The sequence below is a fragment of the Arthrobacter sp. 92 genome, from assembly GCF_050260325.1.
Lineage (GTDB): Bacteria > Actinomycetota > Actinomycetes > Actinomycetales > Micrococcaceae > Arthrobacter.
In genome coordinates, this window is the sequence record NZ_CP189863.1 from 3,502,965 (window position 1) to 3,517,705 (window position 14,741).

15 protein-coding genes and 1 tRNA gene are annotated in these 14,741 nt (G+C 65.9%); 11 read left to right on the plus strand and 5 right to left on the minus strand.

Annotated elements, in window-relative coordinates:
• The first annotated feature begins 111 nt into the window (after positions 1–111).
• The 4 genes from ACP4XC_RS16285 (at position 112) to ACP4XC_RS16300 (ending at position 2,694) form a co-directional block, all read left to right on the plus strand.
• On the plus strand, positions 112–873 hold the full coding sequence (locus ACP4XC_RS16285; RefSeq protein WP_427171442.1) for an FAD:protein FMN transferase: 762 nt from the start codon (positions 112–114) through the stop codon (positions 871–873).
• 130 nt (positions 874–1,003) lie between these two features.
• A tRNA-Arg gene (locus ACP4XC_RS16290) sits at positions 1,004–1,076 on the plus strand.
• Positions 1,077–1,278: 202 nt separating this feature from the next.
• Positions 1,279–2,322: a M4 family metallopeptidase gene (locus ACP4XC_RS16295; protein ID WP_427171444.1), complete on the plus strand. Its 1,044-nt coding sequence runs from the start codon at positions 1,279–1,281 to the stop codon at positions 2,320–2,322.
• Positions 2,323–2,409: 87 nt separating this feature from the next.
• Entirely contained in the window at positions 2,410–2,694 is a 285-nt protein-coding gene (locus ACP4XC_RS16300) for a protealysin inhibitor emfourin (RefSeq protein WP_427171446.1), read from the plus strand.
• A 26-nt stretch (positions 2,695–2,720) separates the two neighbouring features.
• Here ACP4XC_RS16300 and ACP4XC_RS16305 read toward each other — a convergent pair whose 3' ends face one another.
• Positions 2,721–3,689 (minus strand): GlxA family transcriptional regulator, encoded by a 969-nt coding sequence (locus ACP4XC_RS16305; RefSeq protein ID WP_427171448.1) that lies wholly within the window; start codon positions 3,687–3,689, stop codon positions 2,721–2,723.
• 93 nt (positions 3,690–3,782) lie between these two features.
• On the opposite strand from ACP4XC_RS16305, the gene ACP4XC_RS16310 reads away from it, so the two are divergent.
• A complete protein-coding gene (locus ACP4XC_RS16310) occupies positions 3,783–3,956 on the plus strand; it encodes a hypothetical protein (protein WP_427171449.1) in 174 nt (57 codons plus the stop codon).
• A 105-nt stretch (positions 3,957–4,061) separates the two neighbouring features.
• Here the strand turns inward: ACP4XC_RS16310 and catC are convergent, their stop codons facing one another.
• The 4 genes from catC to ACP4XC_RS16330 form a co-directional block, all read right to left on the minus strand.
• Positions 4,062–4,346, minus strand: coding sequence for a muconolactone Delta-isomerase (catC, locus tag ACP4XC_RS16315; RefSeq protein WP_427171451.1), 285 nt, complete (start codon positions 4,344–4,346; stop codon positions 4,062–4,064).
• 56 nt (positions 4,347–4,402) lie between these two features.
• A complete protein-coding gene (catA, locus tag ACP4XC_RS16320) occupies positions 4,403–5,266 on the minus strand; it encodes a catechol 1,2-dioxygenase (protein ID WP_427171453.1) in 864 nt (287 codons plus the stop codon).
• Positions 5,267–5,333: 67 nt separating this feature from the next.
• Complete coding sequence (locus tag ACP4XC_RS16325) at positions 5,334–6,443, minus strand: mandelate racemase/muconate lactonizing enzyme family protein (RefSeq protein ID WP_427171455.1); 1,110 nt, start codon at positions 6,441–6,443, stop codon at positions 5,334–5,336.
• Positions 6,440–7,354, minus strand: coding sequence for a LysR family transcriptional regulator (locus ACP4XC_RS16330; RefSeq protein WP_427171457.1), 915 nt, complete (start codon positions 7,352–7,354; stop codon positions 6,440–6,442). Before ACP4XC_RS16330 ends, ACP4XC_RS16325 begins: the two co-directional genes overlap by 4 nt.
• Positions 7,355–7,682: 328 nt before the next feature.
• Between ACP4XC_RS16330 and benA the strand changes: the two genes are divergently transcribed.
• The 6 genes from benA (at position 7,683) to ACP4XC_RS16360 (ending at position 14,740) form a co-directional block, all read left to right on the plus strand.
• Entirely contained in the window at positions 7,683–9,080 is a 1,398-nt protein-coding gene (benA, locus tag ACP4XC_RS16335; protein WP_427171459.1) for a benzoate 1,2-dioxygenase large subunit, read from the plus strand.
• A 31-nt stretch (positions 9,081–9,111) separates the two neighbouring features.
• A complete protein-coding gene (gene benB, locus ACP4XC_RS16340) occupies positions 9,112–9,648 on the plus strand; it encodes a benzoate 1,2-dioxygenase small subunit (RefSeq protein WP_427171461.1) in 537 nt (178 codons plus the stop codon).
• A gap of 28 nt (positions 9,649–9,676) precedes the next feature.
• The gene (benC, locus tag ACP4XC_RS16345) at positions 9,677–10,741 is read left to right on the plus strand and encodes a benzoate 1,2-dioxygenase electron transfer component BenC (RefSeq protein ID WP_427171462.1); all 1,065 of its coding nucleotides are present in this window, start codon (positions 9,677–9,679) and stop codon (positions 10,739–10,741) included.
• A complete protein-coding gene (locus ACP4XC_RS16350) occupies positions 10,738–11,559 on the plus strand; it encodes a 1,6-dihydroxycyclohexa-2,4-diene-1-carboxylate dehydrogenase (RefSeq protein WP_427171464.1) in 822 nt (273 codons plus the stop codon). The genes benC and ACP4XC_RS16350 overlap by 4 nt, the downstream gene beginning before the upstream one ends.
• Positions 11,560–11,683: 124 nt before the next feature.
• The gene (locus ACP4XC_RS16355) at positions 11,684–11,824 is read left to right on the plus strand and encodes a hypothetical protein (RefSeq protein WP_427171466.1); all 141 of its coding nucleotides are present in this window, start codon (positions 11,684–11,686) and stop codon (positions 11,822–11,824) included.
• Between the two features lie 24 nt (positions 11,825–11,848).
• Complete coding sequence (locus tag ACP4XC_RS16360) at positions 11,849–14,740, plus strand: AAA family ATPase (protein WP_427171468.1); 2,892 nt, start codon at positions 11,849–11,851, stop codon at positions 14,738–14,740.
• The last annotated feature ends 1 nt before the right edge of the window (position 14,741 follow it).

Below are 14,741 nucleotides of genomic sequence, written 5' to 3' on the forward strand. Positions count from 1 at the left end.
GCTGATGGTGCGGGGCTGGAACGATTTTGATTTCGAGGGAATCGCACCCGCTGGCAGATTTCCACGCCCCTGCCCCTGGGTGCCGCCCAGCGACGCAGGCTTCTGGGAATCGTGGAAGAGTACGACGCCGTGTGGTCCCGTTTCAGGTCCGACTCCGTGGTGGCCGGGTTGGCCACGCGGCCCGGGCGCTACGCCATGCCGGAGGAAGCCGCGGGGTTGGGCCGCCTTTACCGGAGTCTCTACCGGCTCAGTGCGGGAGCCATGACGCCGTTGATTGGCGGCGGCCTGGAACAGCTGGGCTACGACGCACGCTATTCGCTTCACCCTCAGGGAGAGGCGATTCCGGCGCCGGCATGGGACGAGGTGCTGGACTGGCAGGGGAACGTGCTTTGCACCACGGCGCCCGTGGTCCTGGATGTGGGCGCGGCGGGCAAGGGACAGTTGGCTGATCTGCTCGCCGACGAACTCCGCTCGCAGGGAGTCGCCGAATACGTCATCGACGCCAGCGGCGACCTGCTGAACTCCGGCGGCTCCCCGCTCACCGTCGGGCTTGAACATCCGTATGACGCTTCCCGCGCCATTGGCACCGTTGAGCTTGGTGCGGGCGCCCTCTGCGCATCCGCTGCCAACCGGCGTTCCTGGGGCGACGGCCTTCATCACGTGCTCGACGGACTCACCGGCGTCCCCGTGCGGACCGTGGTGGCAACGTGGGCCATGGCCCGGACCGCCATGGTTTCCGATGCGCTGGCCACCGCTCTGTTCTTCGTCTCCGGAGACGTGCTTGAGCAGGAATTCGAGTTGTCCTGGCTCAGGGTCTTCTCGGGCGGCAGCGCGGAATACTCAGCCGGCTTTGCGGGCGCGCTGTTCGAATGAGGGACGCGTGGCCAGCGTCGAGGCGTCGCGGGGGCCGGATGGGCGCGTTTCATCGCTCCGATTTTCCATTGAGGGCCTCCTTCCTGCTAAGCTCTAGGACGTCCCACCGGCAACGGCAGGAACCCTGGATGCCCTCGTAGCTCAGGGGATAGAGCGTCTGCCTCCGGAGCAGAAGGTCGTAGGTTCGAATCCTATCGAGGGCACAAATACATCCCGCCAGCCAAGCTGGCGGGATTTTTTGTTGCCCCCTCTACCTGAGGTCTCCCGCGTGTCCGGTCCCGTTCAATGTCGGGGCCCACTCGTAGGCTGTTCCCATCGGCAGCGGGGTTACGCGGCCGCCGGCATTCGCGCCTTGCACCGGGATGCGGAAGCCGCCCTCCCCGCCGAAGCGCAGAGGGGAATTACATGTACTGTTCCATCGTCCCGCCCTACATGCTCAGGCGCCTTGCGGCCCGTGACGAGCCCAGGCTCTCGGCTGTCGCCCGCGCGGCCAAGGAAGCCCTGGCGCATGTCCGAACCGTCCAGGCATCCCGGGCACTGCCTACGGCCGCTGTGCCGCCCGGGCTGCGGGAGACGGCCCCGGGGCCAGCCGAGCGGACCATCTATGATGCCCAGTCCACTGAATCCCTCCCGGGAAAGGTGGTGCGCAAGGAGGGCGAGCCCGTGACCGGGGATCCCTCGGCGGATGAGGCCTACGACGGACTCGGCCACACACACCGGCTGTACGCCGAAGCCTTTGGCCGGGACTCCGTTGACGGCCGGGGACTTGCCCTCGATGCCTCCGTCCACTTCGGGAAGCTCTACGACAACGCCTTCTGGGATGGCCGCCAGATGGTGTTCGGCGATGGCGACGGCGAAATCTTCCAACGCTTCACCCGCTCGCTGAGCGTGATCGGGCATGAGCTCACCCATGGCGTGACGCAATACTCCGCCGGGTTGGCCTACCGCAATCAGGCGGGTGCCATCAATGAGTCACTGTCCGATGTCTTCGGGGCGCTCGTGGAACAGTTCGTCAGGCAACAGCCGGCCTCCCAAGCCAGTTGGCTGATCGGTGAAGGTCTCTTTACCGACCAGGTCCAGGGCGCGGCGCTCCGGTCCATGAAGGCCCCCGGCACGGCGTACGACGACGACGTCCTGGGCAAGGATCCCCAGCCGGACACCATGGATTCATACGTACGCACCAGTGCCGACAACGGCGGCGTGCACATCAACTCGGGTATCCCCAACCGCGCCTTCTTCTTGGTGTGCTCCGCACTTGGCGGTAACGCCTGGGAGACTCCGGGCCGGATCTGGTACGACGCACTGACTGGAGGATCACTGCCCGCCTCCGCCACCTTCAGCAGGTTTGCCAAGGCCACCGCTGGCTCGGCCAAGGAGTTGCACGGGGCTCAATCCCCGGAGCACGACGCGGTCCGGGAGGCGTGGGACACTGTCAAAGTAAGGCTGTAACCGGGCCCTCCGATCCCGGAGGGGTGCGGGAGGGATGCCCGGAAACACGGCAGGAAGCAGCACGGCAGGAAGCACAGGCACCGGGCCATGAAGATAACTGTCCAGCGCACCGGCGGCGTCGCTGGGCTGACGCGGGTGTGGAGCGTGCGGGCGGATACCCCAACGGATAAAAGCCGCTGGGCGCCGCTGATTGACGCGTGCCCGTGGGACGCTGTGCCCGCAAGAGGCGACTTGAAGCAGGCAGACAGGTTCACGTTCTCCATCCGGGCAGGACGGCACCGGGCCACGATTCCGGAACAGGCTGTCACGGGGCCGTGGCGCGAGCTCGTCGAGCAGACCAGGGCCGCGGCTGAAGCCGGCAATCCTGACTAGTCGCGCCGCGGCTGGCCCGGCGGTTCCTAGACTGCCGGCTCAAGATGCCCCCTGAAGGCTCGCCGGTAGGACTGGGGGCTGGTGGCAAGCACCTTGCCGAAATGGTGGCGCAACAGCACGGAGTGCCCGAACCCGGATTCGCGGGCAATTTCGTCAATGTTGAGCTCCGTGGATTCCAGCAGCTCCTGGGCCCGCAGCACGCGCTGCGAATTCAGCCATGCGGCGGGGGTGGCACCGGTCTCGGATCGGAAGCGGCGGGCGAAGGTACGCGGCGACATGTGCACGCGGGCCGCAAGCTCGTTGACGCTGTGTTCCTGTTCCAGGTGGCGGACCATCCACTGCAGCAGCTCCTCCATGGGCTGGGAACCGCAGGCGGGAATGGGACGGTCGATGAACTGGGCCTGGCCGCCGTCGCGGTGCGGAGGGACAACCATGTCCCGGGCGATGCTGGCTGCCACGGCCGCGCCGAACTCGACGCGCACCAGGTGCAAGCAGGCATCGATGCCCGCAGCCGTGCCCGCGCTGGTGATGATCCTGTCGTCCTGGACGTACAGGACGTTCTCGTCCACGCGGGCGTCCGGGTAGCTGGCTGCAAGCTCACCGGAGTAGTGCCAGTGTGTGGTGCAGCGGCGGCCATCGAGCAGACCGGCGCGCGCCAGCGCAAACGCGCCCGAACAAATCGACATCACCCAGGCCCCGCGGCTGTGGGCGTCCCGCAGCGCCTCAAGGACGGCGCGGGGAATATCCGCATCCCGCCCGTAGGGTGCCATGATCACGAGGTCGGCGTCAGCCGCGGCCTCCAATCCCAGCTCCACGTGCATGGACAATCCGGATTTGAGCGGGATCTGGCCCGGCTCCGGCGTGCAGACCCGGAAGTCGAAGGCGGGAACTCCGGTCCCCCGGGCGGATCTGTCGATGCCAAACACCTCAAAAGCCGTCCCGAACTCGAAGATCGAAAAGTTGGGGACAACGATCATTGCCACTGATTTGAGCATGCTTCCATTGTGGCAGAAAAAGTGGCAGAAATTATAGGTTTTTGGGCATTTCTGCCACTGGTCGCTGGCACTCTGACGGAGAACCATAGAGACATGGAAACCATCGGAGTCGCACTCGTGATCCTGTTGCTCATCGTCCTTGCAGCCACCGTCGCGGACCTGCTCCACGACGGCCGGGGGCACACCCCGCCGGAGCGCTCGGAAAGGGACTGGTCTGCCCGGGAACTGCCCAGCACCAACTACACCCACGGCCTGCGGAACTACTGAAGCTCGTGGAGGCGGCACTCCCGCCAGAACACCGACAAAGCAAACGGACAACGCAGCGGGACCCGGCTCAGCGAGCCGGGTCCCGCTGCGTTACTGGCATCAAAGTCAGCCCCGGGCGATGTCCGAGGGATGTTCCGCCAGGGGCGTGATGTCGATGCTCATGTACGGGAACAGCGGCAGCCCCCACAGGATCTCGTGCAGGCGTTCATGTCCGGTGACGTCGAAGATGCTCAGGTTGGCGTATTCGCCGACGCAACGCCAGATGCTTTGCCATTCGCCCTGGCGCTGCAGCTTCTGCGAATACGCCTTCTCCGTGGCGAGAAGTTCAGCCTTGGCCCGCGCATCCATGTGGTGCGGGATATTGACGTCCATTCGTACTGCGTACAGCACGCGGCGCTCCTTTGTTTGATGTGTCTGGTGAGCGTTAGCTCGGCTTCGCGCCTGAATCAGGCGGGGACGGCGTCCAGTACGAAGTCGTAGGTGACCTCATTGCCGGCTTCAGCCGCACGGGCCGTGGGGCTGAGGACCAGTTCCGGCTTGACGGCGGAGGCAATGTCGTCGGAGAGGTGCTGGTCACCTTCGAAGTAGAGCTGTGCGGTCAGCAGTTGATAACCCGGAGCGGACACCTTGAGGTGGAGGTGCGCGGGGCGCCAGGCGTGCCATCCGGCCGCCGCGATGAGCTTCCCGCAGGCGCCATCGGTGGGGATCTGGTACGGCGCAGGCTGGACGGTGTTCAGAGCGAAGTTACCACCGCCGTCGGCAAGGACGGTGCCACGCAGGTTCCACTCGGGCAGGCCGGGGGCGTACTGCGAGTAAAAACCGTTGTCATCCGCGTGCCAGATTTCCACACTGGCACCGGCCAATGGCGTACCGTCAACGGCGCGGACCTGGCCCTGGAACAGCAACGGGGTGCCGCCCTCGTCCGCCCGCATGGGCAACGTGGCCGGGGTTTCCAGCCGGGGCGAACCCGGCACGTAGTAGGGGCCCTCGATGGTGCCCTTATTGCCTTCGCGGTCCTCAGTGGAAACCTCTTCGACCACGTGCTCCACCCAGACGTCCAGGAACAGCGGCCATTCGCCGTCTTCGCCCACGCTGATGAGCCAGGACTTCAGCGCGTTGAATTCGTCGTAGGTGACCTTGTGCTTGCGGATGGTCCCGTAAACCGCGCCCAGGACTTCGTTGGCGAGCAGGGACACTCGTTCCTTGGGAACCTCAAGTGTCGCCGTCTTGCCGCTGTCGCGGAAGCGCTCAGTTGCGAGGCTGCCGGATTCCGCGGCCTTGGCATCAAATTCACTCAGCTCGGTTGTCATCGTTGACTCACTTTCTTTTACCGGCGCCACTTCGGTGTGGGCGCCTGATCGGGGGTTGGTTTCGGGCTTAGTTGCCCTGGTCGAGGCGGTATTTGGAAAGCTTCTCCGGGTCAATGGCGATCCCGATGCCGGGCACCTGACGGGCAGCCAGGCGGCCGTCGACGATCTCCAGCGGCTCCGCCAGGAGGTCATCGCTCATGTCCAGGAAGTTGGAGAGTTCGCCGGCGCGCAATGTGGTGGATTTGAAGGCGGCGCCGAAGGTGACCGTGCACAGGGTGCCCAGCTGACCATCGATCTGGTTGCCCATAACCACTTCGGCACCGAGCCCGTCGCATTGGAACAACACACGCTGGGAGTGCGAGAACCCGGTCCGGGCCGTCTTGATGCTGACGGCGTTGGCTGCACCGTTGAGCAGTTCACGGGTGACCTCGCCGGGCCGCGTTGCGCTCTCATCGGCCACGAACGGCACGGGACAACGTTCCACCAGCCATTTGCGACCCAGGACGTCGTCCGCCGGGCACAGTTCCTCGGCCAGGGTCAGGTCGAGCTCGGCCATGGCGTTTAGCGCCCGGAGCGATTCCGACGCCGTCCACCCGCGGTTGCCGTCGATGTACAGTTCGATTTCCTCGCCGAGCTCTTCGCGCAGAGCGCGGCAGACGTCGACGTCGAGCCTGAACGGCTTCCTGCCCACTTTCACCTTGAATGTGGTGATCCCGTAGGTTTCACGCATGCGCTCGGCTTCGGCCACCATCTTCGCGGGCTCCGCGAAGCCAAGCATGTGGCTGACCCTCATGCTGTCCGAGTACCCGCCAAGCAGGGCGGTAACGGGCTGGCCCAGCGTCTTTCCAATAACGTCCCAGATGGCCATGTCCACGGCAGATTTGGCGGTCGGGTTGCCAACGGTCCTGTCCATGACGGCGTGAACAGCTTCCCGGTCCATAGCGGACATTCCCACAATCCCAGGCGCGAACAGTGTCTGGATGGCCGCCACGATGGATTCCTGAGTCTCGCCGTACGTGAACGGCCGGGCCGGCGCCTCAGCGAGGCCCACTACCCCGTCGTCACTGTGGACGCGCACCAGGACGTGCTGGGCACTGTGGACCTCGCCGCTCGCGAAGCGGAGGGGCTTTGTGTAGGGGATGGCGAACGGGATCGCCTCCATGGCTGTGATTTTCACGGGAGCCCTCCGGCATGGGTGGAGTCGATAAAGATGTTGTTGTCCTCGAGCATCGCGAGGAACGAGTCGACGAGTGGCGAGTCCTCGTTGCGCCGCCACGACAGCCCCAGTTCCACGGGTTCGGTTCCGGAAATTGCACGGTATTGCACGCCGTCCAGCGCGATGCTCCTGACGGATTCCGGCAGGACCGCCACACCAAGGCCGGCCGCCACCAGTGAGAGCTGTGTGGAGGTCTTCGAGGACTCGTGGGCCACCTGGGGATGGAAGCCGGCCGCCAGGCATGCGCGGATTACCGCATCATTGACCACCGAACGGGAACCCGCGGTGTACATGATGAAATCCTCGGCCCGCAGCTCACCAATGGCCACTGATTCCCCTGCGGCCAGCCGGTGGCCGGCGGGGAGTGCCACCACAAACTCCTCACGGGCGATGGGACGCAGCGCCAGGGACGTGTCCCTGACCGGCGGCCGCAATACGCCGACGTCGAGCTCCCCGGCGGCGAGCGCCTGTTCGATGGCGGGGGTAAGCATTTCAGTGTGAATGTCCAGGACAACGCCCGGCAGCTGCTCCTTGGCCAGCCGGGCCAAAAGGGGCAACTGCGAGTAGGACGCCGTGCCGGTCAGGCCGATCCGGAGCGTGCCAGCTTTCCCTTCCGCGAAGCGGCGGGCACGGCGCGCAGCCTCATCGACGCTCCGCAGAATCCGCCGGGCATCCTGAAGGAACACTTCCCCGGCGGGAGTCAGCTTGACGCTCCGGGTGGTCCGGGCGAGGAGCTCGATGCCCAGTTCGGCTTCCAGCTGACGTATCTGCTGGGACAACGGCGGCTGCGCCATCTGGAGCCGCTCGGCCGCCTGGCCAAAATGGCAGGTTTCGGCAACCACCACGAAATAGCGCAGGTGACGTAGTTCCATGCATCGGCTCCTCTCATGGGTGGGGACGGCGGCCCGCAACGGTGAAGGGCCGGCCCGGCCAGGTGCCTGGCCCAGCGTCGTGATCGGTTGTTGGTTCAACAGCGTAAGGCCGAATTTTGTATTCAACAAATACTCAATTAGGGGTGATTTAGAGGCAAAAAGTCCGAATAGGCGCCTAGGCAAGGTTAGGCAAATGCCTAGTGTGACGCGCGCCACCGGCTGGCAGAGTTGGCTGCATTCACCATCGACCGACCGATCGTTCGGCGGTCTGCCGGGCAGCGTAGCCCGCCAACCCGGGCGACGCTGCCCGAAACCGACAGGAGCCAACATGACTGAGACACTGATGGGCATCCGAGCCCACCTTGACGAGGCCCTGGTGGAGGATCACGAAAACGGCATCTTCCGCGCCAGGCGCAGCATCTTCACCGACGAAGAACTGTTCGAACTGGAAATGAAGCACATCTTCGAAGGCAACTGGGTCTACCTGGCTCACGAGAGCCAGATCCCCAGCGTGGGCGACTACTTCACCACGTACATCGGCCGCCAGCCGATCATTATCTCGCGGGATAAGCAGGGCGGCCTGAATGCACTCATCAACGCCTGCAGCCACCGCGGCGCCATGTTGTGCCGCCGCAAGACGGATAACCGCACAACGTTCACCTGTCCCTTCCACGGCTGGACCTTTAACAACACAGGCAAGCTCCTGAAGGTCAAGGACCCCCGCGATGCCGGCTACCCGGAGCAGTTCAACAAGGAAGGTTCCCACGACCTGACGAAAGTGGCCCGGTTCGAGAGCTACCGTGGCTTCCTGTTCGGCAGCATCAACCCCGACGTCAAGCCTCTTGAGGAACACCTGGGCGAGTCCACCAAAATCATCGACATGATCGTGGACCAGTCCCCCGAAGGCCTGGAAGTTCTCCGCGGGGCGTCAAGCTACACCTACGACGGCAACTGGAAGCTGCAGGCCGAAAACGGCGCCGACGGCTACCACGTCTCGGCGACCCACTGGAACTACGCCGCCACCACGGCCCGCCGCACCACCGGCGAATCCGCCAACGAGACCAAAAACATGGATGCGGGCGGCTGGGCCAAGCAGAAGGGCGGCTACTACTCCTTCGACCACGGTCACCTGCTGCTCTGGACTGAGTGGCTTGACCCCAGCAACCGTCCCCTGTTTGACCGCCGGGCCGAGCTCGTGGAGAAGTATGGCGAAGCCAAGGCCGACTGGATGATCAACATCTCCCGCAACCTGTGCCTCTACCCCAACGTGTACCTCATGGATCAGTTCGGCTCCCAGATCCGGCACTTCCGCCCCATCTCCGTCGACAAGACAGAGGTGACCATCTACTGCATCGCCCCCAAGGGAGAGAGTGCGGAGGCACGCGCCAGCCGCATCCGCCAGTACGAGGACTTCTTCAACGCCTCCGGCATGGCCACGCCGGACGACCTCGAGGAATTCCGTTCCTGCCAGAAGACGTATCTGGCCACGGCGGCTCCGTGGAATGACCTCAGCCGCGGCGCCACTCACCAGATCACGGGCCCCGACGCCAATGCCGACGTCATCGGCCTCAAGCCCATCTCCAGCGGGGTCCGGACCGAGGACGAAGGACTGTACCCCGTCCAGCACGGCTACTGGGTGCAGACGATGCGTGCGGCGGCAGCCGCCGAAGAAGCAGCCGCGCAGGGCTCAAACAGCGCAGCACCGAACAACGCAACCCAGAACTAGCCCGCACCAGGCCCGAGGAGAACCAGAGCACATGACACAGACCATCGACGTCGGCACGCAGGACGCCGCCACAGACAGCCCGGCCTCCCTGGAAGAGATCCGTTCCTTCCTCTACCGCGAGGCACGATTCCTCGATGACCGCGAGTTCGACCGCTGGCTGGACTGCTACCACCCGGAAGCCGAGTTCTGGATGCCGGCCTGGGCGGATGACGACCAGCTCACCAGCGACCCGCAGCGCGAAATCTCACTCATTTACTACGCCAACCGTGGCGGCCTGGAGGACCGGGTCTTCCGCATCAAGACCGACCGCTCCAGCGCCACGAGCCTGCCGGAACCGCGCACCGGGCACAACATCACGAACGTCGAGATCGTGGACGCCCACGGCAGCCAGGTTGATGTCCGCTTCAACTGGCACACGCTCTACTACCGCTACCAGAACATTGACCCGTACTTCGGAACATCGTTCTACACCATCGACTTCTCGGGCACGCAGCCCGTCATCACCAAAAAGAAGGTCGTCCTCAAGAACGACTACATCCACCACGTCGTGGATATCTACCACATCTAAGATCCGAACGGCTGGAATCGAGTCCCCCATGAGCCACCAGATTGCCCTCAGCTTCGAAGACGGCGTCACCCGTTTTGTCACCGCACACCCCAATGAAACAGTGGCCGACGCCGCGTACAAGGCCCGCATTAATATCCCCTTCGACTGCCGGGACGGCGCATGCGGCACCTGCAAGGCTTTTTGCGAGTCCGGCAAGTACGACGGCGGCGACTACATCGACGAGGCCCTCACCGAGGACGAAGCCGAGAAGGGCTTCTGCCTCCCCTGCCAGATGGTGCCCGAAAGCGACCTGGTGCTTCAGGTCTCCGGAACCTCGGAAATGGCGAAGGTCAGCGCCACCACCTTCCCCGCCACTGTCAGGGAACTGACGTGGTTCGCGGACAACACCGCCGCCGTCACCCTCGAAGTCGAGAACCGCGGCGAGCTGAAGTTCCTCCCGGGCCAGTACATGAACTTCGCCGTACCCGGCACGGACGCCGTACGGTCATATTCGTTCAGCAGCGGACCGGCCGCGGATGAGTTGCGCTTCCTGATCCGCACGGCTCCCGACGGCGCCATGACCACCTACCTGAAGGAACGCGCCGCCGTCGGGGACACGGTTCCGCTGACCGGGCCCATGGGCAGCTTCTTCCTCCGGGACATCAAGCGCCCGGTGCTGATGCTCGCCGGCGGCACCGGCATCGCCCCCTTGCTGTCCATGCTGGAGAAGATCGCCACCGGGCTCGAAGAAGCACCCGCCTACCCCGTTCACCTGGTCTACGGGGTCACCTTCGACAAGGACCTGGTGGAGCTGGAGAAGTTGCAGCGCTACGCCGACGTCATCGGGAACTTCTCCTTTGACTATTGCGTGGCGGACCCGGCGAGCGCCGCGGAGAACAAGGGCTACGTGACGCAGTACATCACCGCAGGGCAATTGAACGACGGCGACGTCGACGTGTACCTTTGCGGGCCGCCGGCCATGGTGGACGCCGTCCGCAAGTACTGGGACGCCCGGGGAATCACCCCCGCGAACTTCTACTACGAACGCTTCGCCGTGGGCGCCACCTCAGCTGTGGCGCCGGCTGCTCCGGCGCTCGCAGGGGCAACCGCTTGAGCGCCGGCAGCAGGGGCACCGGCCGATCCCCGGTGATCACCCCGGACCGGTTCGCCGGCCAGGTGGTGGTTGTCACCGGAGCCGCCCAAGGCATCGGGCGTGCCGTTGCCGCCCGCGTCTGCGCCGAGGGTGCCCTCACCGTCCTGGTGGACCGCGCCGAGCTCGTCCATGAGGCCGCGGCCGAACTCACGGCGGACGGCGGCTCCGCGTTCGCCGTCACGGCCGACCTCGAAGACTACGCCGGAGCCAATGACGCGGTTGAGGCAGCGCTGGACCGGCACGGACGCATCGACGTCCTGATCAACAACGTGGGCGGCACCATCTGGGCCAAGCCGTTTGAACACTACGAACCCGAGCAAATCAGCAAGGAGATACAGCGTTCGTTGTTCCCCACCCTCTGGACCTGCCGCGCGGTGCTGCCGCACATGATCAGTCAGGCGGGCGGCGTGATCGTGAACGTTTCCTCCGTGGCCACGCGCGGCATCAACCGTGTCCCTTACGCCGCGGCCAAGGGCGGGGTCAAAGCCATCACGGCCGCCCTGGCCCTGGAGGCGGCGCCGCACGGCATCCGTGTGGTGGCCACGGCTCCGGGAGGAACGGAGGCACCGGCCCGCCGCGTGGTCCGGGGCCCGCAGCCCGAAGGCGAAACGGAAAAGGCCTGGTACCAGCAGATTGTGGACCAGACCATCGATTCCTCCCTGATGAAGCGTTACGGAACCCTCGAAGAACAGGCCGGGCCCATCGCCTTCCTGGCCTCACATGAGGCGTCCTACATCACCGGCAGCGTACTTGCCGTGGCCGGTGGCGATTTGGGCTGATTTCGCCCGCCCTGTCCTGTTCCCGTCCAATGTCCCCTTCCGTCTCTGTAGTTCTTTGCCCCGGTTTATCCCCGTTCCACCCCACCCTGCCGCGATGACGCGGCCCAGGACACTGGAGCCAACTATGAACGTTCTCCCTGCATCCGCGGATGCGAAACGCACGATAACCCTCCGCTGGGTGATGGGCATTGCCGCCGCCGCCCTGCTCTTCGACGGCGGCTCCCGCGAGAGCGTTGAGCAGGGAGCCGGCCACTGGGGATCGTGACCGGGTCCGATATGGTTGAAATCCATGCCTGACAATGACGCCGGAGCCTTCCACAACGGGCGGACCGCACAGTTCCAGCAACTGCTGGCGCTGTTGCGGTCCGTCCGCTCCGGCCTGCCTGCGCTGGCGATCGTCAGCGGGGGCCGCGGCATGGGCAAGACGTCCCTGGTGGAAGCATTCCTCCGCCAGGACGAGGTCACCCGGGAGGTCACCACCGTCCTCCGTGCCGCCGGTGCCGCCTGGGAACAACCGTTTGACTTCGGCCTGGTCCAACAACTTCTTGCGCAGCGTCCAGGCACGGCAGCCTCCGTTGGCGCACAGCCTGCCGGCCCGGCGGAACCCGCCAAGAGTTCGGCGCGGCTGCGCCAGGTTGGCGACAACCTGCTGCACGTTATCCATGAGCTTGCCCGGCCGGGCCACACGCTGGTCCTTTGGCTGGACGACCTTGAACTGGGCGATGTCGCCTCCCTGCAGGCACTCCTCTACGCACTCCGCAGGGTTGGTCCCGTCCGTTTGCTGACCATACTGTGCGTCGATCAGCACACGGCCGCGGCAAAGTACGGGGAACACCGGGAATACGGGAAACACACGGAACCGGAGGACGGATTCACGGACCTCATCAGCCTGCCCGGCGCCGTCACCATCCGGCTGGGGCCGCTAACGGCCTCTGACGTCCTCTCGATGTGGCGTGGTTCCCCGGGGCCCGGACTCACAACCTCGGCAGCGCGGGCCGTTGTGGAACATACGGGCGGAAACCCCGCACTGGTACGCCCGCTCCTGGAGCAGTTCGACGCCGCCGTATGGTCCGGCAGCCCGGAGCACCTGCCCGCACCGGCGGACTACGTCGTTTCGGTGGCTGAGTCCCTGAAGAGGATGCCTCCCGAAGGCGCCGCACTCACGGAAGCGGCCGCTGTGTTGGGCGTGCGGTCCCAGCTTGCCCGCGCCGTGGAACTGGCCGGGGTGAGGGACCCGGTGGCGGCGGTGGACTCCGCCAATGCCGCCGGGCTCCTGCGCATCAGCACGGCCCATGCTGAAACGCGCCTGGAATTTCCCCTGCCGGTAGTCCGTGCGGCCGTCTACCAGCATCTCGGCCCCGGCCGTCGGGTCGCGCTGCATACCGCAGCGGCAGCAATCATGACGGACCCGCTCCAACGCCTCAACCACAGGGCGGCCGCCGCGCTGCTGCCGGACGCCTCCCTCGCCGCGGAGCTCGAAAGCACCGCCGAATACTTTGCCTCGGGCGGAGCCTGGCACCGGTCCGCAGAGGCCTACGCCCAGGCGGCCCGCCTAAATCCGAAGCTCTCCGAGCGGGAGTCGCTCCTCGTCAAGGCCGTGGACGCCATGGTGGGGGCGGGGGAACTGCCCCGCGCCGAAGCGGCCCTGGAGGCCCTGGACTCCTTCGCCCCGAGCCCCCGAAGCGATGCCGTGCGCGGCTACCTCGCCATCCTTCGGGGGCGCCCGGCCCAAGCGGAGGCATTGCTCCACAAGGCCTGGACCGCCGTCGACCCCTCCACCGATGCCGCGACTGCCAGCGGCATTTGCCAGCGGCAGGTCCTGCACGCGCTGGCCCGCTTTCACGGGCGCGACCTGGTCACGTGGGCCGGGCGTGCCAAGCGTCTGGCGTCCCCCGGCAGTCCCCCGGCCGTGGAAGCGCAGGCGATCGAGGGCCTGGGCCTGGGCGCGATGGGCCGGTATGACGAGGCGGAAATGAGTTACCGGACCGCGGACCACTGGCCGGAGCGGGGCGCGCAATATCAGCGGATCGACATGGGCAGGGGCTGGCTGCACCTGGCCATGGACCGGGTGGAAGAGGCACGTGCCGAACTTGCCGGAGCGGTCCCCACGGAGTTCGCCCAGGGTTCACAGCGGATTTCCCTGTGGGCCCAGGGCTGGCTTGCCCGGGCGGACTTCGCCCTGGGCGCCTGGGACGAAGCCCTCAGGACCGTGGAGAACGCGGTGGCCATGCAGGAAGAATCCGGCATCGAACTCCTCCGGCCGCTCCTGCACTGGAGCGGGGCCCAAATCCATGCACTACGCGGGAACTGGGACGCCGCCGCGCACCATCTGGACCGGGGCGCCGCGGCGAGTGACAGTTACCCCACCATGCTGCTGCCCTATTGCCTCGCACAGGCCCAGGTGGCCGAGACGAAGGCGGACTACGACGGCGTCATCCGCGCGCTGATGCCGGTGGTGCGCATGCAGCGCGGCGGCGGGATCGACGAGCCGGGTTTCTGGCCCTGGCAGGACCACTACGCCAATGCGCTGGTCATGGTGGGACGGGTGGGTGAAGCGGATTCCTTCCTTGCCCCGCATGAGGAGCTGGCAGCCCGGCGCGGACACAGGTCCACCTCGGCGCGGTTGTCGTACGTTCGTGGCCGGATCCAGGCCGCGGCCGGCAACCTCGACGCCGCCCGCGCGACGTTTCAAGGCGGCCTCGCACAACTGGATGCCCTCCCCATGCCTTATGCGCGCGCCCGGGTTAAATTCGCCTACGGCCAGACGTTCCGGCGCGCCGGCAAGAGGAAGGAGGCCGCCACCATGCTGGCCGAGGCGCGTGAACTGTTCTCCGTCCTGGGCGCGAAAGCCTACGTGGACCGGTGCTCACGCGAACTACGGGCCAGCGGGGTCAGCACCGCGGGAACTGCGGGCCAGGCCGACGGGGCCGCGAGTCCGCCGGCGAGCGGCGGCCCGGACGACCTGACCGAGCAGGAAAAATCCGTGGCGGCACTGGTCGCCTCGGGGCTCAGCAATAAAGAAGCAGCCGCCGAGCTCTATGTCTCCGTCAAGACTGTCCAGTACCACCTGACACGGATCTACGCCAAGCTCAAAGTGACATCCCGCTCGGGACTTGCAGCGGCCTATCCGGGCAAGGCGGCGGAAACCGCGGAAAGCAGCGGACGGTCCCTGCCGCAGTAGA

Bases quoted from the DNA above. Each gene is read 5' to 3' on its own strand.
- ACP4XC_RS16295 (WP_427171444.1), top strand. From the start codon at position 1,279: ATGTACTGTTCCATCGTCCCGCCCTACATGCTCAGGCGCCTTGCGGCC.
- ACP4XC_RS16300 (WP_427171446.1), top strand. From the start codon at position 2,410: ATGAAGATAACTGTCCAGCGCACCGGCGGCGTCGCTGGGCTGACGCGG.
- ACP4XC_RS16305 (WP_427171448.1), bottom strand. From the start codon at position 3,689: ATGCTCAAATCAGTGGCAATGATCGTTGTCCCCAACTTTTCGATCTTC.
- ACP4XC_RS16310 (WP_427171449.1), top strand. From the start codon at position 3,783: ATGGAAACCATCGGAGTCGCACTCGTGATCCTGTTGCTCATCGTCCTT.
- catA (WP_427171453.1), bottom strand. From the start codon at position 5,266: ATGACAACCGAGCTGAGTGAATTTGATGCCAAGGCCGCGGAATCCGGC.
- ACP4XC_RS16330 (WP_427171457.1), bottom strand. From the start codon at position 7,354: ATGGAACTACGTCACCTGCGCTATTTCGTGGTGGTTGCCGAAACCTGC.
- benA (WP_427171459.1), top strand. From the start codon at position 7,683: ATGACTGAGACACTGATGGGCATCCGAGCCCACCTTGACGAGGCCCTG.
- benB (WP_427171461.1), top strand. From the start codon at position 9,112: ATGACACAGACCATCGACGTCGGCACGCAGGACGCCGCCACAGACAGC.
- benC (WP_427171462.1), top strand. From the start codon at position 9,677: ATGAGCCACCAGATTGCCCTCAGCTTCGAAGACGGCGTCACCCGTTTT.
- ACP4XC_RS16355 (WP_427171466.1), top strand. From the start codon at position 11,684: ATGAACGTTCTCCCTGCATCCGCGGATGCGAAACGCACGATAACCCTC.
- ACP4XC_RS16360 (WP_427171468.1), top strand. From the start codon at position 11,849: ATGCCTGACAATGACGCCGGAGCCTTCCACAACGGGCGGACCGCACAG.